The 22,895-nt window shown below is 60.7% G+C and carries 23 protein-coding genes; 12 read left to right on the top strand and 11 right to left on the bottom strand.

What is annotated here, in order from left to right; all coding sequences use genetic code 11:
* Positions 1-6: 6 nt before the first annotated feature.
* From recO to OHL16_RS00405, 4 genes are all read right to left on the bottom strand, one after another.
* Positions 7-744: a DNA repair protein RecO gene (gene recO, locus OHL16_RS00420; protein WP_263365104.1), complete on the bottom strand. Its 738-nt coding sequence runs from the start codon at positions 742-744 to the stop codon at positions 7-9.
* Between the two features lie 3 nt (positions 745-747).
* Positions 748-1,197: a DUF1569 domain-containing protein gene (locus OHL16_RS00415; protein ID WP_263365103.1), complete on the bottom strand. Its 450-nt coding sequence runs from the start codon at positions 1,195-1,197 to the stop codon at positions 748-750.
* Positions 1,198-1,268: 71 nt separating this feature from the next.
* Positions 1,269-1,529 carry a 4Fe-4S dicluster domain-containing protein gene (locus OHL16_RS00410; protein WP_263365102.1) on the bottom strand — a complete coding sequence of 87 codons (261 nt, stop codon included), beginning with the start codon at positions 1,527-1,529 and terminating at the stop codon, positions 1,269-1,271.
* Positions 1,530-1,652: 123 nt separating this feature from the next.
* Positions 1,653-2,528 carry an inositol monophosphatase family protein gene (locus OHL16_RS00405; RefSeq protein WP_263366196.1) on the bottom strand — a complete coding sequence of 292 codons (876 nt, stop codon included), beginning with the start codon at positions 2,526-2,528 and terminating at the stop codon, positions 1,653-1,655.
* Positions 2,529-2,692: 164 nt separating this feature from the next.
* Between OHL16_RS00405 and OHL16_RS00400 the strand changes: the two genes are divergently transcribed.
* Complete coding sequence (locus OHL16_RS00400) at positions 2,693-2,968, top strand: DUF4242 domain-containing protein (RefSeq protein ID WP_263365101.1); 276 nt, start codon at positions 2,693-2,695, stop codon at positions 2,966-2,968.
* Positions 2,969-2,977: 9 nt separating this feature from the next.
* Here OHL16_RS00400 and OHL16_RS00395 read toward each other — a convergent pair whose 3' ends face one another.
* The 4 genes from OHL16_RS00395 to lon all read right to left on the bottom strand — a co-directional run bounded on the left by OHL16_RS00395 (position 2,978) and on the right by lon (position 7,532).
* Positions 2,978-3,961: a VWA domain-containing protein gene (locus tag OHL16_RS00395; RefSeq protein ID WP_263365100.1), complete on the bottom strand. Its 984-nt coding sequence runs from the start codon at positions 3,959-3,961 to the stop codon at positions 2,978-2,980.
* Positions 3,958-4,539 carry a molybdenum cofactor biosynthesis protein MoaE gene (locus OHL16_RS00390; RefSeq protein WP_263365099.1) on the bottom strand — a complete coding sequence of 194 codons (582 nt, stop codon included), beginning with the start codon at positions 4,537-4,539 and terminating at the stop codon, positions 3,958-3,960. Before OHL16_RS00390 ends, OHL16_RS00395 begins: the two co-directional genes overlap by 4 nt.
* A gap of 4 nt (positions 4,540-4,543) precedes the next feature.
* Positions 4,544-4,927: a MoaD/ThiS family protein gene (locus tag OHL16_RS00385; protein ID WP_263365098.1), complete on the bottom strand. Its 384-nt coding sequence runs from the start codon at positions 4,925-4,927 to the stop codon at positions 4,544-4,546.
* 163 nt (positions 4,928-5,090) lie between these two features.
* A complete protein-coding gene (gene lon, locus OHL16_RS00380) occupies positions 5,091-7,532 on the bottom strand; it encodes an endopeptidase La (RefSeq protein WP_263365097.1) in 2,442 nt (813 codons plus the stop codon).
* 375 nt (positions 7,533-7,907) lie between these two features.
* On the opposite strand from lon, the gene OHL16_RS00375 reads away from it, so the two are divergent.
* Complete coding sequence (locus OHL16_RS00375; protein WP_263365096.1) at positions 7,908-9,371, top strand: GH1 family beta-glucosidase; 1,464 nt, start codon at positions 7,908-7,910, stop codon at positions 9,369-9,371.
* 144 nt (positions 9,372-9,515) lie between these two features.
* On the opposite strand, the gene OHL16_RS00370 is transcribed toward OHL16_RS00375, so the two are convergent.
* Entirely contained in the window at positions 9,516-10,487 is a 972-nt protein-coding gene (locus OHL16_RS00370) for a zinc-binding alcohol dehydrogenase family protein (RefSeq protein ID WP_263365095.1), read from the bottom strand.
* A 173-nt stretch (positions 10,488-10,660) separates the two neighbouring features.
* Here OHL16_RS00370 and OHL16_RS00365 point away from each other — a divergent pair, with 173 nt between their 5' ends.
* The 3 genes from OHL16_RS00365 to rimO all read left to right on the top strand — a co-directional run bounded on the left by OHL16_RS00365 (position 10,661) and on the right by rimO (position 14,954).
* Positions 10,661-11,299: a CGNR zinc finger domain-containing protein gene (locus OHL16_RS00365; RefSeq protein WP_263365094.1), complete on the top strand. Its 639-nt coding sequence runs from the start codon at positions 10,661-10,663 to the stop codon at positions 11,297-11,299.
* A gap of 350 nt (positions 11,300-11,649) precedes the next feature.
* The gene (locus tag OHL16_RS00360; RefSeq protein WP_263365093.1) at positions 11,650-12,972 is read left to right on the top strand and encodes a DUF5666 domain-containing protein; all 1,323 of its coding nucleotides are present in this window, start codon (positions 11,650-11,652) and stop codon (positions 12,970-12,972) included.
* A gap of 350 nt (positions 12,973-13,322) precedes the next feature.
* A complete protein-coding gene (gene rimO / locus OHL16_RS00355; RefSeq protein WP_263365092.1) occupies positions 13,323-14,954 on the top strand; it encodes a 30S ribosomal protein S12 methylthiotransferase RimO in 1,632 nt (543 codons plus the stop codon).
* 16 nt (positions 14,955-14,970) lie between these two features.
* On the opposite strand, the gene OHL16_RS00350 is transcribed toward rimO, so the two are convergent.
* Positions 14,971-15,705: a hypothetical protein gene (locus tag OHL16_RS00350; protein ID WP_263365091.1), complete on the bottom strand. Its 735-nt coding sequence runs from the start codon at positions 15,703-15,705 to the stop codon at positions 14,971-14,973.
* 176 nt (positions 15,706-15,881) lie between these two features.
* On the opposite strand from OHL16_RS00350, the gene OHL16_RS00345 reads away from it, so the two are divergent.
* Genes OHL16_RS00345 through OHL16_RS00335 form a run of 3 tightly spaced genes read left to right on the top strand, consistent with a single transcriptional unit; the run spans position 15,882 to position 17,714 of the window.
* Positions 15,882-16,118, top strand: coding sequence for a DNA gyrase inhibitor YacG (locus tag OHL16_RS00345; RefSeq protein ID WP_263365090.1), 237 nt, complete (start codon positions 15,882-15,884; stop codon positions 16,116-16,118).
* On the top strand, positions 16,118-16,627 hold the full coding sequence (locus OHL16_RS00340; protein ID WP_263365089.1) for a phosphatidylglycerophosphatase A family protein: 510 nt from the start codon (positions 16,118-16,120) through the stop codon (positions 16,625-16,627). Before OHL16_RS00345 ends, OHL16_RS00340 begins: the two co-directional genes overlap by 1 nt.
* Before the next feature lie 52 nt (positions 16,628-16,679).
* Positions 16,680-17,714 carry an NHL repeat-containing protein gene (locus OHL16_RS00335; protein WP_263365088.1) on the top strand — a complete coding sequence of 345 codons (1,035 nt, stop codon included), beginning with the start codon at positions 16,680-16,682 and terminating at the stop codon, positions 17,712-17,714.
* 10 nt (positions 17,715-17,724) lie between these two features.
* Here OHL16_RS00335 and OHL16_RS00330 read toward each other — a convergent pair whose 3' ends face one another.
* Positions 17,725-19,113 carry a dihydrolipoyl dehydrogenase family protein gene (locus OHL16_RS00330; protein ID WP_263365087.1) on the bottom strand — a complete coding sequence of 463 codons (1,389 nt, stop codon included), beginning with the start codon at positions 19,111-19,113 and terminating at the stop codon, positions 17,725-17,727.
* 228 nt (positions 19,114-19,341) lie between these two features.
* Between OHL16_RS00330 and OHL16_RS00325 the strand changes: the two genes are divergently transcribed.
* From OHL16_RS00325 to OHL16_RS00310, 4 genes are all read left to right on the top strand, one after another.
* Entirely contained in the window at positions 19,342-20,664 is a 1,323-nt protein-coding gene (locus tag OHL16_RS00325) for a Gfo/Idh/MocA family protein (protein WP_263365086.1), read from the top strand.
* Between the two features lie 128 nt (positions 20,665-20,792).
* Positions 20,793-21,500: a 2OG-Fe(II) oxygenase gene (locus OHL16_RS00320; protein ID WP_263365085.1), complete on the top strand. Its 708-nt coding sequence runs from the start codon at positions 20,793-20,795 to the stop codon at positions 21,498-21,500.
* A gap of 108 nt (positions 21,501-21,608) precedes the next feature.
* A complete protein-coding gene (gene alkB / locus OHL16_RS00315; protein WP_263365084.1) occupies positions 21,609-22,277 on the top strand; it encodes a DNA oxidative demethylase AlkB in 669 nt (222 codons plus the stop codon).
* Between the two features lie 152 nt (positions 22,278-22,429).
* Entirely contained in the window at positions 22,430-22,858 is a 429-nt protein-coding gene (locus OHL16_RS00310; protein ID WP_263365083.1) for an Rrf2 family transcriptional regulator, read from the top strand.
* Positions 22,859-22,895: the final 37 nt, after the last annotated feature.

Raw genomic sequence — 22,895 nt, 5'->3', positions numbered from 1 at the left:
GCAATCTCACGCTCGCCCCAACGCCCGCGCGCTACGCAGCCGTCGTTCCAGATGCCTCTCGAGCAACTCCACCGCGAACCTCCGCAGATCAGCCGCTCGCCCCCTCGGCCAATCCTCCTTCGCCAGCTCCCCAACCGTCACCCGGAACATCCTCCGTGCCTCCTCAACTGCGCCCGCCGCCAACGCCACGCTCCCCGCCCGCCTGTCGTCCTCGCATGTCACTCCATCCGCAGCCGCCGAATACCACACCGCACCGCTCTTCAGATCAAGTCCGCACACCCCACAGTGTCCCAGCTCCGGCATCCACCCCATCAACCGGTTCATCCACAGCGCGAAATACGTCACCGGCATCCACGCCCTGCCCACTTGCATCTCCTCCATCACCGCCACCGCCAGCCGAAACACCGCGTCCTCCGGGGCCTGGTCCGGCAGCGCCTCCTCCAGCACCTCAGCCACAAACTGCAGCGCCGCCGTCCGCATATAGTCCACCGGCTTTGCCAGCGGCGAGATCAAAATCTCGAACGCATCCAGCCGCACCAGTTCCTGCCCGCGCTTCTCCGAATACCGCGCCCGGACATACGTCATCGGCTCCAGCGCTCCGCCAAACCGACGCCGCGACTTCATCGCATGACGCGCCACGCCCTTCACCCTCCCCTGCTCGCGCGTGAAAAGGCTCACTAGCAGGTCGGCCTCCTCAAAGGGCCACGTCCGCAAAACGATCGCTTCTCCAATGTGCTGAATCATCCTCTACCGGCCGAACTGCCGCAGATGATGATCCGCATGCAGATATCCCCACCGCATCCAATCAGTCGCACTCATCGTCCCGAACATCGGATGACGCGGAGCCAGGTGCGTTCCGCTCGCCACAGCCTCCATCGTTTTGATCGCCTCGCACACCAGCTCATCAAATGTACCCTCTGAAGGCTCTTCCAGCGCGCGCGCCAGCTCTGGAGTCGTCGCTAAATTCTTTGGCCAGCGCAGGCCCGAGCGAAGCGCGACCCACTTCACCACCACCGGCGCCGGCACCTTCTGCGCCTCCATAGTCCGATCCCCCAAAGCCATCTGGCACGAACAAACCAGATGCCGCGCCATCTGTGACGCTGTCATCTTCCCCCACAGCGCCCTGTCCTCTGCCCTGAGCCGAAGCAACCGCCCTCTCATCTCCGACAGCACCTCAGCAGAAGCAAGGCTCTTCATCGTGATCGCTCCACAAAGCAAAAAGCGCGCAGCCCAACGGCCACGCGCTCTGCGCAAACTTCAGACTGAACTTACCGCCCGTAGTGGTCGGCGTTCTTCTGCTGGAAGGCCGCCCACTTCTCCGGCAAGTCGTCCCCGGCGTAGATCGCCGACACCGGGCACACCGGCACGCACGCGCCGCAGTCGATGCACTCCACCGGATCGATGAACAACTGCTCCGCGTCGCCGTGTCCGGACTCGTCCTTCTTCGGGTGGATACAGTCCACCGGGCAGGCATCCACGCAAGCAGTGTCCTTCGTCCCGATGCACGGTTCCGCAATCACATAAGCCATCTCGCTAAATCTCCCTTTTCCGCCTCTGAATCCTTGTCAGTTGTGGGGCGATGCTTCGATTCTAGCAGCAATCCTCGCCCGCTCTGCAAGCCACATCCCGCGCAAATTGCGACTCTTTCGGGCCTACTTCTCCTCCGCCGCCCGCCGCGCTGCAAACTCCGCCGGGGTCGGGATCGGCTCCAACTCCTTCCCTGCAAACATCTCCGTAAAGATGTGCACCATCTCCCCCAGAATCAGCCCATTCGTCGCCAGTACCTCGCGGCTGTCCAGCGTGAACTTGCTCCCGTCAAAGTGCGTCACCGTCCCGCCGGCCTCTTCCACCAGCAACACCCCAGCCGACGTGTCCCACGGATTCAAATTGAACTCCCAGAACCCATCCAGCCTCCCGCTCGCCACATAAGCCAGGTCCAGCGCAGCCGAACCAGCCCGCCTCACCCCATGCGACCGCAGCGTCATCTGCTGGTAGAAGTGGATATTCGGACTCCCATGCCGCTTCTGGCTGGGAAATCCTGTCGCCGTCAGCGACTCCTGCAGTGTCTTCGTCTTCGAAACATGGATCGCCCGCCCATTCAGCCAGGCCCCCTTACCGCGCTCGGCCACGAACATCTCATCCCGCAGCGGATCGTAGATCACCCCGGCCGTCATCTCGCCATCCTGATCCGCCTTCAGCCCCGCCGGCCGCCGTTCCAGCCCCAGAACCACGCAGAACGCCGGAAACCCATGCGCGAAGTTCGTCGTCCCATCCAGCGGATCGACATACCACCGATACTCGCTCTCCAGCCGGTCACGCGTCCCCTCCTCGCCATAAATGCCATGCTCCGGAAACGCAGCCTTCAGCCTCTCACGGATCAGCTTCTCGCTCGCCCGGTCAGCCTCCGTCACCAGGTCAACGTCGCCCTTGTACTCCGTCGCGACGCCCTTGTCATAAAACCCCTTCAGCAGCGCGCCAGCCTCGCGCGCAATCCCTTCAGCAGCTTGTGCAAACTCAAATTGGCTCACCGAATCCCCTTTGTCTCTCGACTCTTCTTTCTCACCAGTGTAGTTCGACACTCTCATCTCCCGGCCAACCGCGCCGCCACCCTTTTGACACGCATACACTGCACAGGCATACTCTGTCTCCGCAGCCTACGCCCACCTCAGGCACACTCCCCAGGAGAACCGAAATGCCGAAATTCCTGATCGAACGGTACATCCCCAACGCAAGCAACCTCACCCGCGAGGAACTCAACGCCCTCTCGCAAAAAGCCTGCTCCGTGCTCAAGAGCATGGGCTACGAGATTCAGTGGGTCAACTCCTACGTCACTACTGACAAGATCTACTGCATCTACATCGCCCCCGACGAGGACGCCATCCGCCGCCACGCAGCCCTGGGAGGCTTCCCCGCCAACGTCATCACCCCGATCAGCTCCGTCATCGACCCCACCACCGCCGACGCCTGATTCCACGGCCTACCGCGTATCCGCGAAGTACCCGCTGCGATGCCGCAACCCGTACTTTCCCTGCAGCGCTGTGTCTTTCATCCTCACCGCAATTCTGCGAAACGCCGTGTCCCGCACCCCCTGCGGCGCATAGTACCCCAGTACGTACTGCGTCCGCAGATCGTCCGACACATGCGCAAACGCCGGCTCCAGGTCTTTCCTGTCCTCCACGTAGTAGTACTTCCCTCCCGTGTCCGTCGACATCTGGATCAGCGCGTGCTCCCCGCCTGTATTCCGCCCCGCATCCGCCCACACCGGCACAATAATGATCGAGTAGATCATCGCCCCCGCACGCTGCGCCTGCTCCAGCGCCTCCCCGTAGCGCGTCTTCCTCTTCGTGTCCTCGCCGTCAGTGATCAGCACCATCACGCGCCGCCGCCCCGCATCGTTCCGTGTCGTGGCTAGCTTGTCCGACGCCAGATAAACCGCGTCATACAGGGCCGTCTCCGACCCGCGCATCAGATCATTCAAACCGCCCTCAATCTGCTTCTTCTGATTCGTAAACGGCACAATCTCCCGCACCGAATCCGAAAAATCCATCAGGTCCAACTCATCCTGCTCACGCAGCGTCGCATCCACAAACTTCTTCGCGGCATTCTTCTCGAGGCGCTCATCCCGCAACACGCTCTCGCTCGCATCGATCGCCAGCACAATCGACAGCGGCGTCGAAGACTCCTTCTCGAAGTAAGCAATCTTCTGCGGCTTGCCATCTTCGAGAATCTCAAAGTCCTCCCGCCCCAGCCCGCCCACCGGAGCCCCATGCTCATCCACCACATTCACCGCCACATTTACCAGCCGCGTCTGCACATGAATCGTCGGCACGTTATCCTGCGGCACCGGCTGCGACTCCTCATCCGGCTCCATAATCTTCGTCGGGGGCTTCCTCACGATGGGAGCCTGAGCCAGCAGCGTAGCCCCAAACACCCACACCGCCGCCGCACTCCTCCACCTCACGATTGCTCACCCCGCTGACTCGTTGACTCGCCAACTGGCTGTTCCGCTGACTCGCTGACTCGCTGACTTGCTGACTTGCTAACTGTCATCTCCTCCGGAAACGCCTCCCCATCGGCCGATTGCCCAACTGCCTCAGCCGCCGTCCGGAGACCGATACCCTCTGGAAACGCCTCCCCATCGGCCCAAACTGCCCCATCGACAAAGTGCTCTTTCTTCCAGATCGGCACCGTCTTCTTGAGCGTATCGATCAGCCACCGGCAGGCCTCAAACGCCGCCCCGCGATGCGCCGAGGCCACCACCACCAGCACGCTCGTCTCGCCCACCTCCAGCCGTCCCAGCCGATGCACCAGAGCAACATCCCTTACGCCAAACTTCGCCACTGCCTCATTCGCAAGCGACTGCATCTGTCCCAGCGCCATCTCGCGATAGGCCTCATAGTCCAGAAACAGCGTCTTCCGTCCGCGCGTATTGTCCCGCACAATCCCGTCGAAGACGCACACCGCCCCATCGGTCCCCGCCTTCAACCCAGCCACAATCTCCGCCGCCGGTATCACCCCGTCCGTGATCTCTACCCTCATTGCCTCACCCCGCGAAAATGATCGTCATTCTGAGCGAAGCAGCCTGCCCTGAGCGAAGTCGAACGGGAAGAACCCCCGCATTTTGCCCGAACCGCCGGCAAACCCAAGAGCGGGATTGCAGTTGCAGCTGCTCTGTACCGGAACAACCTCCACTCACCGGAGGCAGCAGCGCCACCTCATCCCCATCGCGCAGCACATCCTCCCCGCGCGCATACTCCTGGTTCACCGCCACCGCCAGCGACTCCCACAAATTCGCCGGCCCCAGCCCGCGCTCCCGAAACATCGTCAGCAACCCGGCAACACTCGCGCCCTCGGCCATCTCCACCATCTCGTTCTCGCGGCTGAAGATCTCCTTCAGCACCCCAAAGTACAACACCTGTACCCGCATATCCTCAAAAGAATACGCGACTACGGCTCTTTGACTCCCCACCCTGCAAAAACATCACCCAACAAACCCTTCCACGCAAACAAATATGGCGGCCCAGCCTAAGCTAGACCGCCGCCCTCAAAATTAATTCCGTGCTTCTCCGCGTCAATCCGCGGTCGAACCGTTAGGCCGTAGCGTGCAGCACCTCTTCACGCAGGGCCTCGTCCTCCACCGCCTCCTGCACTGTCTTCGGCAGGGCCACGGCGAGCACCTCCTCGATCTGGGTCGCATAGTGGATCTTCACGCCCTCAATCTGGTCCGGTGTAAGGTCCTCTTCCACCTGCTGCTTGCACTCCAGAGGCAGAATCACATCCCGCACTCCCGCGCGCTTGGCCGCAAGGAACTTCTCCTTGATCCCTCCCACCGGCAGCACATTGCCGCTCAGCGTGATCTCACCCGTCATCGCCGTCAGCGGATGCACCGGAGTGTTCGTCAGCAGGCTCACCAACGCAGTCGCCATCGTGACGCCCGCCGAAGGCCCGTCCTTCGGAATCGCTCCCGCCGGCACATGGATATGGATGTCCGTGTCCTTCGTGAAGTCTTCCTCCAGCCCGAACCGGCCCGCATTCGACCTGACCCACGTCAGTGCCGCCTGCATGCTCTCCTTCATCACATCGCCGATCTGCCCTGTGATCGTGAAGCCGCCCTTGCCCTTCATCTTGTTCGCCTCGATAAAGAGCACATCGCCTCCAACCGGAGTCCACGCCAGCCCGACAGCAACGCCAGCACGCTTCGTCCTCTCGGCGATCTCCGTGTCAACGCGGACCTTGATCCCGCCCAGGAACTCATGCACCACCTCAGGCGTGATCACGATCTTCTCCGTCGCGCCCTCGGCAATCCTGCGGGCCACCTTCCTGCAGATCGTTCCAATCTGCTGCTCGAGCCTGCGCACACCGGCCTCACGCGTGTAATGCCGTGCAACCAGCGCAACGCTCGCCGTCGGAAACTCGATCATCGCCGGATCGACCCCGTTCTCCTTCACCTGCCGCGGAACCAGGTACCGCTCGGCGATGTTGACCTTCTCCTCCTCCGTGTAGCCGGTCAGCTCAATGATCTCCATGCGATCGAGCAGCGGCGCCGGAATCGTGTCCAGTTGGTTGGCCGTGCAGATAAACAGCACCTTGCTCAGATCGAACGGCTGATCGAGATAGTTGTCGCGGAAAGTATTGTTCTGCTCCGGGTCCAGCGTCTCAAGCAGCGCGCTCGCCGGATCGCCCCTGAAGTCGCGTCCCAGCTTGTCGATCTCATCCAGCATGAAGACCGGGTCGTTCACCTCCACCCTCTTCAGGTGCTGAATGATCTGCCCAGGCAGCGCGCCAATATACGTTCTCCGGTGCCCGCGAATCTCCGCTTCATCGTGCATGCCGCCCAGCGAGATGCGCGAGAACTTCCGTCCCAGCGCCCGCGCAATCGACCTTCCCAGCGAGGTCTTACCCACGCCCGGAGGCCCGACAAAGCATAGAATCGGACCCTTCATATCCGGCTTCAGCCGCCGAACCGAGAGGTAGTCCAGAATGCGGTCCTTCACCTTCTTCAACCCATAGTGGTCCGCGTCCAGAATCTCCTTCGCCTTCTTGATGTCCACCTCGGTCGCTGAACTCTTCGACCACGGCAGCACCGCCAGCCACTCCACGTAGTTCCGTGTCAGGCTGTAGTCCGCCGCCATCGCATTCATCCGGCTCAACCGGCTCAACTCTTTCAGGGCGTCCTTCTTCACCTCATCCGGCATCCCGGCGGCTTCAATCTTCTCCTTCAGCTCCGCGATATCCTTCTGGCTCTCATCAATGTCGCCCAGTTCCTTCTGAATCGCCTTCAACTGCTCCCGCAGGTAGTAATCCCGCTGCGACTGCTGCACCGAATCCTGCACCTCGGTCTGGATCTTGGCGCGCAACTGCTGCACCTCGATCTCCTTCGCCAGGTGCTGGTTGATCCGCTCCAGCCGCTTCGTTATATCCGGGGTCTCCAGCAGCTCCTGCTTGTCCGTCGTCGTCAAAAACGGCACCGACGAAGCAATAAAGTCTGCCAGCCTACCCGGCTCTTCAATATTGATTGCGATCGTCTGCAGATCGTCCGACAGCGTCGGCGAGCTCGTCACAATCTGCTGGAACTGGCTGACCACATTCCGCTGCAGCGCCTCAGTCTCCGGACCCTTCTCCGGCTCCACCTCCGCGACCGCGTCGTATTCCGCCATCATGAACGGGGTCGTCTGCGAGAACACACCCAGCTTCACCCGCTCGTTGCCCTCGGTAAACACAAAGAGGCTCTGGTTGGGCATCTTCACAACCTTATGCACCGTCGCCCGCGTTCCAATCGCGTACAGGTCTGACCCCTGCGGAGCATCCTGCCGCGCATCGCGCTGCGCCACCACCAGGATCTCCTTGTCCTCGCCCAGAGACTGGATTAGCTGGATGGAACTCTCACGTCCCACCGTCAGAGGCAGCACCGCGTGAGGAAACAGGACCGTGTCGCGCACCGGAAGTACCGGAGTCGATCTCCCCCCGGAGCTTTCGCCCCCCTCATTCTTGGCTGCCGTCGGTTGAATCACGCTTACAAAGTCATTTGCCATGGAGTTTCCCTCTACCTGAGTGACTTGCTATCAAGTTATCAAACATTGGATGCAGCATACTCAGTTCCGGTCGCAATCGCCCCATCACCCAAACAATCCCCTGTGACTCGTGACCCTCAACCACATCCCATGCCCATAAGACGCCTCCGCAACCACCTCCGTCATCGGCTTCCCCTCCTTTTTCATCAGGCCACACCTCCAAAATGGACGGTTTTCCACAGAAGTCCCTATTCATGTGCCCAAACGACATAACCAACACAAAACAAACCAAATACCCACGGCCTACGCCGCAAACTTCCTTCACGGCGACGACCACGTAGAATTCAGAGTCAGAAGCAGCTAAACTTCCCTGACGTCAAAGGTGGAGATTTCCCAGTGATCAATCGTTTGTCTCGCCGCTCCTTCGCTCGCCTCTTCGGCACCGCCGTCCTCGCCCCCACAGCCCTCGCCACGCTCTCCACAACCGCGCAGGCCGAGGGCACCCCATCGACGCCAACCGCGCGGCGATTCCCGCAGGGCTTCCTCTGGGGCTCGGCGACTGCCTCTTATCAGGTCGAAGGAGCGGCCAACGAAGACGGCCGCGGTCCCTCCATTTGGGACACCTTCTCCCACACCGCAGGCAAGACCAACAACGGTGACACCGGCGACATCGCCGACGACCACTACCACCGATACAAGGAAGACGTGCAGCTCATGAAGGCCCTCGGCCTCAAGACCTACCGCTTCTCTGTCGCCTGGCCGCGCGTCTTCCCGCAGGGCACCGGAACCCCCAACCCCAAGGGCCTCGACTTCTACAACCGCCTCGTTGACGAGCTCCTCGCCAACAACATCCAGCCCTACTGCACCCTCTTCCACTGGGACCTCCCGCAGGCCCTCGAAGACAAGGGCGGCTGGCAGTCCCGCGACACCTCCGAGGCCTTTGCCAACTACGCCGGCTACGTCGCCCAGCATCTCTCCGACCGCGTCAAGCATTTCATGACACTCAATGAGATGAAGTCCTTCGTCGACATCGGCTACCGCGACGGCCGCCACGCCCCCGGCCTCACCCTCTCCGTCGACAAGGTCAACCAGGTCCGCCACCACGCCGTCCTCGCCCACGGACTAGGCGTACAGGCCATCCGCGCCCACGCCAAGCCCGGCGTCAAGGTCGGCCTGGCCGAAAACGCCGAGGCCTGCGCTCCCATCATCGAAACCGCCGAGCACATCGCCGCCGCGCGCAAGGCCATGCGCGAGGAGAACGCCGGCTACCTCACAGCCATCATGGAGGGCAAGTACACCGACGCCTACCTCGCCCACCACGGCGCCAACGCCCCGAAGTTCACCGTCGCCGACATGAAGGCCATCGGCACGCCCATCGACTTCGTCGGACTCAACAACTACACCACCACCTGGGTCCGCGCCGACAACTCTTCGAGCGGCTACGCCGTCGTCCCTGCCCCAGCCTCCTATCCGCACATGATGAGCCCCTGGCTCCGCGTCGGCCCGCAGGGCCTCTACTGGGGCCCCAAGCTCATCGCCGAGATCTGGGGCTTCAAAGAGATCTACATCACCGAAAACGGCGCCTCCTCCACCGACACCCTCACTCCCGACGGCCACGTCTACGACTCCGACCGCGTCATGTACCTCCGCAACTACCTCACCCAACTCCACCGCGCAGTCTCCGAAGGCGTCCCAGTGAAGGGCTACTTCTGCTGGTCCTTCATGGACAACTACGAGTGGGCCGACGGCTACGCCTACCGCTTCGGCCTTCACTACGTCGACTTCCAAACCCAGAAGCGCACCCCAAAACTAAGCGCCCAGTTCTACAAAGAAGTCATAGCCCGCAACGGCCTCGCCTGAAGCGGAACAACAATCCATCCTCAGCCTCTTTTGAGGATGATGGTGATGAAGACGGCGAACGCGCCACCAGAGATTGCTGCTAAATGTTTGGCGTAGTCTTCTTCATCGCCATGACCCCTCCCTCACAACGGTTGCGACTGGTCGTCAGAGCTTGACGACCAGCTTTCCGTTGGCCTCGTTGGCCTCCATCACGCGATGTGCCTCACGAATGTCTTCGAAGCGGAAAACTCGTGACGGTTTCGCATTGAACCTGCCTTGCTCCACCTTCTTCGCGATCTCCTGCAGCGGAACATCCGAAAGAGGAAAGCCCGGCGTTCCAAAGACGAAGCTGCCAAAAAAGGTGAGGTAGACGCCGCTTGGCATCTGCAATAGCGGGTTGAAGTCCGCGATTGGAGCCAGGCCTCCCAGCCATCCGGCGAGACAGGCTCGTCCTCCGCGGCGCAATATCCGGAGAGAATCGAGGATCACGCTGTTTCCGACGAGGTCGAGAATCGAGTCGATCTGCTTGGCCTCGGCGATGCGCGTCGAAAGATCCGGCCCCTCCAACTCCACCCGGTGAGCGCCCAGATCTTCCAGCTGTTTGAATCGATCCTTGTTGCGGGTCGTGGCGATAACCTTTGCGCCCGCATCTACCGCCATGTTGAGCGCAGCGCGGCCGAACGCTGACGTGGCGCCGCGAATGAGCAACGTCTGGCCCTTCGCAAGCTCCAGATTGCGAAAGAGGCACGTCCAGGCTGTGGCGTAAGACTCGGGAAGCGCCGCGAGCTCCTCCCAGGGAAGGTCCGACTCGATCTGCGCTACGCCGCCGACAGTGGCGCGGGTGTACTCGGCATAGCTGCCATTGATCGTCCTCCCCAGTCCGCCCATCAATGCGGCCACCTTGCTGCCGACTGCAAACTCCCCGCCGGGGCACGACTTCACGATACCAACGCATTCTATTCCGCTGACCGGCATTGATTCGGCCCATTCTCCCTTGCGCATGTGCGTCTCGGCATGGTTGATCCCGAAGGCTTTCACCTGAATGACTACATGGCCGGGCAACGGCTCAGGTTCGGGAATTTCCTTAATGACCAGGGCGTCCAGGCCGCCAAAGTGGTCGATTACGATAGCTCGCATATGATTTCTCCTTTTCTATTCGGCGTATTTGGGAACGCCGGTTGACCGTTTGATTCTTGCTCACGACTTTGGGGCCGCGTGCGCTTCTCTTGTTCATGAGATTACTCAACACCTGTAAAAGTTTCAATAACGGTGTTATTATTTTATGGGACGGTCTGTGCAGAGGGGGTCTTATGCGGGCAACGGCTCAAGAGGCGAATGAATGGGTCGATGGGTTCCTGTTCATTGCAAATAGGACGATCCTGGATTTTCTGAACACAAAACCGGAACTGGCGGCAGGACTTACCGAACTGTTGCCGGACGCTCACGCGCTTGAAAGATGGTTGATCGCTGCGGGGATTGTGTCTTCGCCTCGCGCTAAGACGCTGGTGCGGGGCTGGCGGGATTCTGCCGAGGCAGCGTCTTTCCTCAAAGAACTAACGGCCTTCCGGGAACGTCTGCGGACGGCTGTTATGCGGATAGAGGACGGTTCTTTGCCGTCCGATGCTTTCCTCGCCGAAGTCAATTCGCTCTTGCGTAAATACCCTCGTCATACGTCGCTCAATAAGCGCGACTCGAAGCTCGTCAGGGAAGCGGTATTCGAGCCTCGCAAGCCTACAGATCTTTGGGCGCCGGTCGCTGATGCCACGGCCGACTTGCTTACAGAAAATGAACCTTCGCGTATTCGCAAATGCGAGTCCTGTGTCTCTCACTTCTTCGATACGAGCAAGAAAGGCTCGCGTCGGTGGTGCAGCATGAATATCTGCGGTAATAAATTGAAAGTGGCCGCTTATCAGCGAAGACGACGTGGCACGAGCGCCTCGACAGACTAGCCTTAGGAAATGCGCGTCGACCGATGAACAGCGGGAACCTTCTAAAGTTAGTACCGCGAATGTCGGCATAAGGGAAGCGTGCAGGTTCTCACATCGCCACCCAAAAGCGAACCCCCAAACTAAGCGCCCACTTCTACAAAGAAGTTATCTCCCGCAACGGCCTCGCCTGAGCACTCAACAGTCGGCTGAAACTCGGGGTGCCCCATCTTCGCGGCCGCAGGCCGATAAGGTGGGCAATCGCGCTCTGCGCGATCCGTTTTCCTCTGAGTCCATCAACGCCGGAAGATGAGCAGGTACATACGTCGATTTCTCTTGTCCAACACCAGTGTCCCCTTTATCTTCGGGGACATATGGTTCGTCCCCCTGCTCTGCTTGCAGTTTTCTCTGCCCTCATCTCTATCTCTTCCGCCACAGCCCAGATGCCGGAGCCAGACCCCGCAGTCGACGGGTACGTAACCCGCGCCTCCTCCCTCACTGACTTCGACGTCAACGGCTATCGCATCTTCACCAACGCCAAAACTGTGTTCAAAACCACTCTCAACGGTCCCGAACCTGCCACACGGAGCGGCGGCAATGCCTTCTTCGGAGAAGCCGTCGCCGTCTTTGGCAAGATCGACGATCGCCACCACACCATCACGGCAACAGAGGTCCTCTTCCGCCAGCCCCGGGACCATCGGCTCAGCGGCTTCGCCGTCATCGACCGCATCCTCGCCACCAAGCAAGGAGAGCTCCTTGTCCGCGCAGACGGCTACCTCATCCGAATCAACGCCTCCACCCAAACCACCTTCCAGGCGCCGTGCACCTCGCTCGCTGAGGTCAAACCCAACGTCTGGCTGAAGTATCACGGCACCCTGCACTCCGACGGTGTCCTCGTAGCTGACGCCGTCACTTTCCAACCCAACGTCATTTCCGATAGCGAGGACAAACTCCTCGCCAAAAACGACTACGACCCCTCAACAGTTCCCGCAGACTCCAAACAAAACGTAGTCAAGAAATATTTCCTCGGCATCGATCCCAAAAAAATTCCTCCCTACAAGGACCCCGTCATGCAGGCGCGCATCAACCATATCGGCGCCAGCCTCATCCCCTCCTTCCAGCGAACCCTCGCTAAGGACGACGAGTCCCGAATCTTCTTCCAGTTCCAGCTCATCGATGACCAAAAGTTCCACGACGCCCTGACGCTGCCCAATGGCATCATCCTCGTGCCGTATCAAATAATCAGCCGCCTACAGAACGATTCGCAGGTCGCCGCTGTCCTCGCCGACAACATCGTCCAGGCCATCGAAAAACAGAACTACCGTGCAGCACCAGAAAGAAAGAAGCTGATAGCGGCGGAGATCGCGAGCGGAGCCTTCGGCCTGAGCGGGCTTGGCATCGGAGCCTTGGTGAAGGACCGGGTCACTGCTTCAATGCAGCGTGATGCCGAAGACCAAAGCGGTCGAGTCAGCCTCGGTCTCCTCCACGATGCTGGCTACGACATACAGCAGGCGCCCGTTGCATGGTGGCTGCTCGCTGCAAAACCAAAGAAAGCCCTAACCAGCACACCCCTTCCACCACGCGCGTCCAATCTCTACCGAACCATCGGCCTCGTCTGGCAAAACTACCCGGACACCACCCAGACCCAATCCTCCCCATCGGCGACAGCGTCGCCAGCAACCGCGCCCACAAGCTAGCCGCCCGTTCCGCGACGAGGTTTTCCCGAGGCTTGACCCTTGTCAAGTCTTTTCACCCTGCATCAAAGCTCAAGAATCACGACAACACAAGCAAAAACAATCATTTGCGCGAAGAAAATAAACTACGGCAAAGTGGCATAACAGTTCCGCTCAATCACGTAAAATAGAACCTGAAGAAGGAGATAAGGCCGGGACAAAAGCCCGGCCTTATCTCTTATGAAATGAAGACTTTGCGGGAAGCAAGCACGAAATAACAGGACTTTAGCGGCAGGACCAACCGGAAGTCCAAGCCTAACTCGCAACGAATGAGTACTTTGCACAAAATACACGGGGTGGAGGGGAGGGACCGAATGCGAGCCGTACAGGCCACAGAACTGGTAAACTATGAGACTGTGACTCCCCCCGCTACAACAGAAACCACAGGTGTGCTCGAAGCCGCTCCTGCAAGGCCAAAGATCGGCTTCGTCTCCCTCGGCTGCCCCAAGAACCTCGTCGACTCCGAGGTCATGATGGGCCTCCTCCACAGCGCCGGCGGCGAACTCACCCCCAGCGCCGAAGACGCCGAGATCCTCGTCGTCAACACCTGCAGCTTCATCGACTCGGCCAAGCAGGAGTCCGTCAACACCATCCTCGAGATGGTGCAGCACAAACAGGCCAACGGCGGACGCGCCCAGCGCCTCATCGTCGCCGGCTGCCTCGTCGAGCGCTACCGCGACGAGATCCAGAAAAACATCCCCGAGGTCGACGCCGTCGTAGGCACTGGCGAGCTCGAAGCCATCCTCAACGCCGCCGGCCTCTCCCCCAAACCCGCGTCGCAGCCCAACTCGCCCTTCAACATCCTCCCGCAGTCGCTCGCTGCCCGCGCCCACAGCGCCGTCCACCAGCACTCGCGCCCTGAAGACGCCGCACCACAGCTCCAGATCGAACAGGCAACAACCTCCCGCCCCGAAGGCGACCTCCGCCAAAAACAAGGCCGCTTCTCCCGCGACGCCTGGGACGGAGCCACCGCCGCGCTCCCCGAGTACCTCTACTCCGACGACACCCCGCGCATCCTCTCCACTCCCCGCGCCAGCGCCTATATCAAGATCGCCGAAGGCTGCGACCACCCCTGCAGCTTCTGTATCATCCCGCAACTTCGCGGCAAGTTCCGCTCGCGCCGCATGTCCTCCATCGTCGCCGAGGCGGAAAACCTCATCGCCCAGGGTGTCCGCGAGATCACCCTCATCGGCCAGGACACCACCTGCTACGGCGAAGACCTCGGCCTGCAGGACGGCCTCGCCCAGCTCCTCGAAGCCCTCGCCGCCCTCCCCGGCCTCAGGTGGCTTCGCTTCCTCTACACCTATCCCAACAAGGTGACGACGCGGCTGCTCGAGACGATGGCGAAGCACGACAACATCGCCAAGTACCTCGACGTCCCGCTGCAGCACGCCAGCGCCAGCGTCCTCAAGCGCATGAAGCGCGGAGGCAACGCGCAGATCTTCCTCAACCTCATCGAGCGCGCCCGCCGCATCGTCCCCGGCATCGTCATCCGCACCAGCTTCATCGTAGGCTTCCCCGGCGAGACCGAAGCCGACTACAAGGAACTCGAAGCCTTCATAACCGCCGCGCAGATCGACTGGCTCGGCGTCTTCACCTACTCCGACGAAGAGGGCGCCAAGGCCTTCGAACTGGCCGACGAGCTCAAAGTCCCCACACGCACTATCCAGTCCCGCCGCAACAAGCTGATGAAGCTCCAGCAGAAGATCAGCGCCAAATCCAAGGCCGCCTGGGTAGGCCGCGAGATCGACCTCCTCGTCGAAGGCGAATCCGAAGAGACCGAACTCCTCTGGGAGGGCCGCACGCTTCTCCACGCCCCCGAGATCGACGGCAAGGTCTTCATCAACGACTTCGGCCCCCACGAAGAGCTAGTCCCCGGAACCTTCTACCGCGCCGAGATCACCGAGTCCCACGACTACGACGTCGTCGCCCGCATCATCGAGTAAAGCCGTTCGGCTCCTACTATCGGGCAAGAACCTCAAGCAGAAGGTTATCCCCATTACGAATCGCGAGATGCTTCTCTGGACTCGTGACGGTGATCAATCCTCCGGACGACTCTAAAGTTGCCCCCGGATCGTACGCATAGAGCCCCTTAGCTGTAGTCGAGAAGACCCCCATAGCCAGCGGGACCTTCTCACCGTCGATCTTTACCGGCAGGCTGTAGACCCCGTAATAGTCGGCGTTGCCAACTTTATGCGTCGTCACATCGTTCACATCGCCGACCCAACCGGAACGGTATACTTCATCTCCTCCAACCTGCCTCGTCGTCCAGTTCGTCGCGGTGAAGTTTCCGCAGTCTGCGCTTCCTGTCGCAGGCACATACGTATACTCCACCGCCATAAGATTGGCGATTGCAATTGCCCTCGTCACCAGCGGGACTGTCTTCCCTCGATAGTTCAGCGCAGTAAATCGAATCGTCAGCATGGAAGGATGTGCCGCCGTCCCATCTCCGGCGGCTGACGCCACGACCTCGCCGCGAACTTTGGCGCCTTTGTTGAGATAGGAGGTCTCAGAGACAGGAACTCGTTGCGTTGTCTTGACCACGAAGACAGTTCCGGGTTTCGTCTTCCCCGCGCGAAGCGTTCGCCCCATCTGCACTGGCAAAGTAATTCCCGCTGGCAGCGGCTGCAACTCCGATACGCCGGAACTTCGCTGCCAGGCCCTTGATGCTTCGGCCAAAATAAAGAGAAAGGCCATCAACAAACTGGTTCTACACCAGAAGCTCATCGTTCTACATGGAGTCGGTGCTACGAGCATAAGGCGGCCTTCACCTTTGTTTAGACGTAAGATATCCGCTGGCTGCTACCAGCTTCTTATCTTCCGAAATCTCGGGTGTGCGTCGTCTGCACAACAACGATTAAAATGGACTTGTCATGGCAAAGAACTCCACACCTAAAGCGAAGACCCTCCGCTGCCCCACCTGCCGCACCCTCGTTCTCGAACAGAACGAAGACTTCCCTTTCTGCAGTGACCGCTGCCGCCGCATCGATCTCGGCAAATGGGCCAGCGGCGACTACAAGGTTTCCACACCAATTCAGGACCCTGATCTTCTCGAAGAACTCGCCCGCTCCAAACGCACTAAAACCAACAACGACGACGAAGTGAACTAGTGGCAAACTCCGGCACGCAACTCCACCCGCCGTCGGAAAAGAAGACCCTCTGGGCCTGGACCCTCGGAACCTTCTTCGGCTCCGGCCTGCTCAAGCCCGGCCCCGGAACCTACGGCTCCATCACGGCGCTGCTGCTCTGGTACGGAGCCGCACACACGCTCAATCCTTCGCCAGTCGCCCTCGCGATCGGCACCGCAATCGCAGCCATCGCGGTCACGCTCATCGGCATCCCCGCAGCCACCATCGTCGCCCGCGAATCCGGCCGCAAAGATCCCGGCCACGTCGTCATCGACGAGGCCGCCGGCCAGCTCATCGCCCTCATCGCAATCCCGGCCGACTGGAAGCACGCCGCACTCTCGCTCCTCCTCTTCCGCGCCTTCGACATCCTCAAACCGCCGCCCATCCGACAGCTCGAACGCCTCCCCGAAGGCACCGGCATCATGCTCGACGACGTCGCCGCCGGCCTCCTCGCTCTTCTCTGCGCACAGATCGCTCACCTCTTTTTCTAGCCAGCAAATCATTTACACACTCCACCGCCAGCGCATACCTTAGTAGGAGCGCATGAGCCTCTTTCGCAATACCGACGCCTCCCCGCACATCGAGCATCTCTCTCCCGCCGCAGCCATGCCCGGCGGCACCATCGAGCTCCACGGCTCACATCTCGATCCTGCCGGCCACCGCATCCCCCACGCGACAATAGGCGATACCTTCGCGCCCGTCACACTCAGCCGCCACACGAGGGCCACTGTCCAGGTTCCAGACGGTTCCATCTCCGGCGACCTCATCCTCCACCGCAACGACAGCGCCAGCAACCCGCTCCACGTCCGCATCGCCGTCCCCATGGCCGAGAACCTGCACCCCGTCGCTAATCCGGCCGTAGATGCCACCGGCCAAGTCTTCGCCACGCTCTCCGGAGGGCGCGGCCAGGCCGTTCCCGTCTCCATCTTCCGCATCCAGCGCGACTTTCAGGTCACTCCTTTCGTCCGCGACCTGCTCAACCCCACAGGCCTCGCCTTCGACCGCGAAGGCTACCTCTACGCCAGCTCCCGCGCCGAAGGGACCGTCTACCGCATCTCTCCGCTAGGCGAGATCTCCACCTACGCCGAAGGCATGGGCATCGCCACCGGCATCGCCTTTGACGACGTCGGCAACCTTTACGTCGGCGACCGCTCCGGCACCATCTTCAAGATCAACTCCAACCGCGAGATCTTCGTCTTCGCTACTCTCGAGCCCTCCATCGCCGCCTACCATCTCGCCTTCAACAGCGAGGGCACCCTCTTCGTCACCGGGCCAACGACCTCCAGCAATCAGGCCGTCCACGCCATCGACCGGGACGGTGACACGACCGTCTTCTACCAGGGCCTCGGCCGTGCGCAAGGCATCGCGTTCGACGTCGACGACAACCTTTATGTGGCAGCCAGCCTGCGCGGCCAGCGTGGCATCGTCCGCATCACGCCCGCGCGCGAAGCATCGCTCGCCGTCTCGGGCAACAACCTCGTCGGCCTCGCCTTTCTGGAAGACGGATGCGCCGCACTCGCCACACGCGACTCTCTCTACCACGTCGATCTCGGCATCGAAGGCCGTCCGCTCATCTAAGTCCGCTCATCTAGGCCCGCTTGGGGATTGCAGAGAGCAGCGGCACAAATGCCTCACTTATCGTCGGGTGCGTGAAGATCATCTCCCGCAGCACGGGATAGGATACCCCCCCGTTCATCGCAAGCTGCACTGTTGGCAGTAGCTCACCTGCTTCTGCGATGAAGGCCGTGAAGCCGAGGATGCGGTCATCAGTCGCTCCCACCACAACCTTTAGAAATCCCCTCGTCTCACCAAGCGTTCTCGCCCGCAGCACAGCCACGGCCGGAATCTTCGCCGTCCTGCACGCAATTCCCTGCTGCTTCGCCGCGCTCTCATTCAACCCAACTCGCGCCAGCTCAGGATCGGTGAACATACACGACGGCACGAGCCTTCCCGTCGTCGTGCGCTTTGCTCCGTGCAGGTTGTCCCGCACAATCCTGAAGTCGTCGAACGCAATGTGCGTAAAGAGAGGGCTCCCCGCACAATCGCCGAGTGCCCACACATTCGCGGCGGTCGTCTCCAGCCGATCATTCACCTGCACGAATCCTTTCGCCGTCGTCTTCACTCCGGCGAGATCCAGCCCAATGCCATCTGTGTTCGGCGTTCGCCCTGTAGCCGCGAGGAGATGGGATCCCTCCAGGACGGCTCCGCCCGCAAGCCACACCTTCACTCTCGCGCCCGACCGCCCTTCAACGCGCTCCACGTGCGCGTTCATCACAACCTCGATCCCCTCATCACGAAACAACTGCAGCAGGGCCTCCGAGACATCTTCATCTTCGCGAGGCAACAGCCTCGCGCTCCGCTCCAGCACCGTCACGCGGCTGCCAAACCGCCTCATCGCCTGCGCAAGCTCGAGCCCCACATATCCGCCGCCCAGCACGATCAGATGCTCAGGCACAGCCTCCAGATCAAGCGCCTCAACATGCGTCAGCGGAGCAGCGTCCGCCAGCCCTGGCGTCTCGATCCGCTGCGCCCGTGACCCCATGTTGAGGAAGACCATCTCTCCCTCGATCACGCGAGTGCCGCCCGCCTGCAGCGCGACCTCCAGCCTGCGCTCGCCGACGAACTTCCCCGAGCCCATCAGCAGCTCCGCGCCGCTCTTCGCAAAATTCTCACGGTGCATCTCAATCAACCCATCAACCATCTTCCGCTTGCGCGCGTACACCTCCGCCATATCAACGCGCCACCCATCGGCGACCACCATCCCGAACTCCTTGCTCCGCTGGAGATACTTCGCCACCTTCGCGCTCTGAACCTCATTCTTGCTCGGCAGGCACGCAATGTTCGGGCACGACCCGCCCACATATCTCCGCTCGATCACCACTGCCCGCTTGCCCTCTTTGGCCAGCGTCCATGCAATAAATTTGCCGGCTTCACCGCAGCCAAGCACCACTACGTCGTAACGCTCAATCGCCGCCATCTTCACCTCCAGCGCGTTCAAATCAGGGTAGTTTTGAAGGAGGGACCGCAATCCGGGCCGACACGCATTTACTATACGCTCAGCCCTTTGCCCTTGAAAAAACGCTTTTGCACTGGAGAATTGTTGTGCTGCTCGTGTACATTATCTTCGCGCGGGTAGAAGCCCTTGTTCAGGGAAGCAGCCGCCCTATTAGGACAAAGATCGAACTAACTCCTCAGGAGGAGAGACGTGATAACCCGACGTGAATTTCTCGACACTCTCGCGGTAAGCGCTGCAGGCTTAGCCGTCAGCTCAACCGCCAAAAGCTATGCCCAGATCATGGGGGCGAACGACCGCGTCAACTTCGCCGTCGTCGGCCTGAACAGTCGTGCCTACGCCCATCTCGCTTCGCTCAAAGCGAATGAGAAGGACATACGCATCACGCATGTCTGCGACGTGGACACACCTATCCTCGAAAAGTTCTCTGGAGCGGTCGAGCAGAAGCTCGGCTACAAGCCCGCCACGGACAAAGACTTTCGCAAGGTCCTCGCCTCAAAGGACGTCGATGCCATCACGATTGCCACCCCCGACCACTGGCACGCGCCGATGGCGATCGCCGGGCTCGAAGCAGGCAAGAACGTCTACGTCGAAAAGCCCTGCAGCCACAACCCCGGGGAAGGCGTCATGCTGGTTGCCGCCCGCGACAAGTACAAGAAGCTTGTGCAGATGGGAAATCAGCGCCGCTCGGCCCCACATATCATCGAGATCGTCGGCAAGATCCACGAAGGCCTGATCGGCCGCGCCTACTACTCGAAGGGCTGGTACAGCAACACCCGCAAGTCCATCGGCACAGGCAAACCTGTCGCAGTTCCCGCCACACTCGATTGGGACCTCTGGCAAGGTCCCGCGCCGCGTAAGGCCTACATGTCCAACTACCACCCCTACAACTGGCACTGGTTCAAGCACTGGGGTACGGGCGAGACGCTCAACAACGGCACTCACGAGATCGACGTCTGCCGTTGGGCCCTGGGGGTCGACCTGCCCAATCATGTCTCAGCCTCCGGCGGCCGCTATGCGTACAAGGACGACTGGCAGTTTTACGACACTCTCGTCACCAGCTTCGAATACGACGATAAGACGATCTCGTGGGAGGGACAGTGCTGCAACGGGATGAAGCAGCACAACCGCGACCGCGGCTCAGTCGTGGTAGGTACGAACGGGTCGGTATTCGTCGATGGCGGCAGCTACGAGGTCTATGACCTCAAAGGCAACAAGATCGACGAGCGCCAGGCCGGCAGCGCTGCCCACGGCTCCGCCGATCTTACTGGCGCCGACAACATGACCGATCTCCACTTCGCCAACTTCATCGCCGGTATCCAGAAGGGCGAGAAACTCAACTCGCCCGTCGAAGTCGGCAACGTGGCCGTCACGATGCTGCAGCTCTCCAACGTCGCCTGGGAGCTCAACCGTGGCCTCAAGCTCGATCCAAAGAATGGCCACGTCCTCAACGACCCCGAGGCTATGAAGTACTGGGATCGCGAGTACGAAAAGGGCTGGGAGCCCAAGGTCTAACCGCTTCCCATCAACTGCACCACCGAAGCTGCTCTTCCATTTTCCAGGGAGAGCAGCTTCTTCATTTGTCCACACATCTGCGAACAAACCGGAGTGTCTCCTCCTGCATATCCTGAAAGAGTCAAGACATGACCACGCAGGAACAGATCAGATGTCTCAACTGGGACGAGCTCCAGACCAGCCTCAACGAACGCGGCTACGCTACCACCGGTCCGCTGCTCACTCCATCCCAGTGCTCCGAACTCGCCGAAGGCTACAACAACGCTGCGCAGTTTCGCAGCCGCGTCATCATGGCCAAACACGGCTTCGGACGCGGAGAATACCAGTACTACAGCTACCCACTCCCGTCCCTCATCCAGACACTCCGCGACAATCTCTACCCGCCACTCGCCCGCATCGCGTCTCAGTGGAGCCGCGACCTCAACAGTCCCATCGACTACCCACCCACGCATCAGCAGTTCCTCGCTCAGTGCCACAATGCTGGGCAAGATCGCCCCACGCCGCTGCTGCTGAAATACCAGCCCGGCGACTACAACTGCCTCCATCAGGACCTCTACGGCGATCTCGTCTTCCCCATCCAGGCAACATTCCTCCTCAGTGCACCATCCACCGACTTCACCGGCGGCGAGTTCGTCCTCACCGAGCAGCGCCCCCGCATGCAGTCGCGCGTCGAGGTCGTCCCGCTCCATCAGGGCGAGGCCGTCCTCTTCGCCGTTAACCACCGCCCCCAGCGCGGCACGCGCGGCGTCTATCGAGTAGCCATGCGTCACGGAGTCAGCCCCATCCGCTCCGGCCAGCGCTTCACCTTAGGAGTGATCTTTCACGATGCACGGTAGAACACTGTCAAAATGAAGCATGTGTCATCCTGAGCGGAGCGCACCGGGGTCCCCAGCGAGCTTGCTCGTTGGGGTGTAAGCGGAGTCGAAGGATCTGCGGTTTGCTTAATGGTGGCGAAGATTCACGACATGAACCCACTCTGGCCATCCGAAACCGCTCCCACCATCGACCATCCCGCCGGAGGCGTCACCCTCCTGCGCGCCTTCTGCCTGCAGGAAGCCCCAGAACTGCTTCGCGCGATTGAAGCCATCACCGAATCCTCGCCCTTCCGGCGCATGATCGTCCCCAGCGGCCACACGATGTCCGTCGCCATGACCAACTGCGGCGCACTCGGCTGGACCACCGACCGCACCGGCTACCGCTATACCTCGCTCGACCCCATCGTCAACAAGCCGTGGCCCGCCATGCCACGAATCCTCCAGCACCTCGCCACACGCGCCGCGACAGCAGCGGGCTTCGCGCACTTCACTTCCAACGCCTGCCTCATCAACCGCTACGAGCCCGGCACGCGCCTCTCGCTCCACCAGGACAAAAACGAGCGGGACTACACCCAGCCCATCGTCTCTGTCTCGCTCGGCCTGCCCGCTACCTTCCTCCTCGGAACCCTCCGCCGTGCCGACACTCCCCGCCGCATCCGCGTCGAGCACGGCGACGTCTTCGTCTGGGGAGGTCCCGCGCGCCTCATCTTCCACGGCGTCGCGCCCATCGCCGCAGGCACGCATCCCCTCACCGGCGAATGCCGCATCAACCTCACCTTCCGCCACGTCGCACTCTAACCGCAACGATCCTCCGCGCTATTGGGCCATCAGGTCAATATTTGTCTGAGGCTTCCAGCACGTGAGATCCCCCGCGACCACTTCCGGTCGATTGGAAAAAGCTTGCAACCGAATTGTGCTAATCAACATCACATATACTGTGAGGAGGTCCGATGCCCGCGAAGAGCGTTCAGTTCACGGTTGCAGCCCATATCATGGCCCTGCTCGGTCGTTTTCGCGACAAGGAAATTTCTTCGGCAGCTCTTGCTGCAAGCGTGAATGCAGACCCCACATTCGTGAGGAAATCGCTTTCGAAGCTCTCCAATGCTGGTCTGATCACCACTACGCGCGGTAAGAACGGCGCGAGCACCCTTACGCGTTCTCCTGAAGCGATAACGCTACTAGACATTTATCGGGCCAGCGCGGCGCCACCGACATTCGCGATTCATAACTATCCTGTCGAGAAGAGATGCCCGGTCAGCCGCAACATTAAGGGGTCTATGTCGTCGGTCCTGAAAAAAGCGCAGAAAAGTTTCGAGGATAGTCTCGATCGAATAACCCTCGCCGATGTCGTTGAGGAAATTCGTCAGGCGAGCCAGTGAGTTTTTTTGACCCAATATGTGCTTATTATCATCACAT

The organism is Edaphobacter bradus (assembly GCF_025685645.1).
In the GTDB taxonomy this organism is placed as follows: Bacteria; Acidobacteriota; Terriglobia; order Terriglobales; family Acidobacteriaceae; genus Edaphobacter; species Edaphobacter bradus.
The sequence above is the reverse complement of the archived record's forward strand: the minus strand, read 5'-3'. Positions and strand labels throughout refer to the sequence as shown.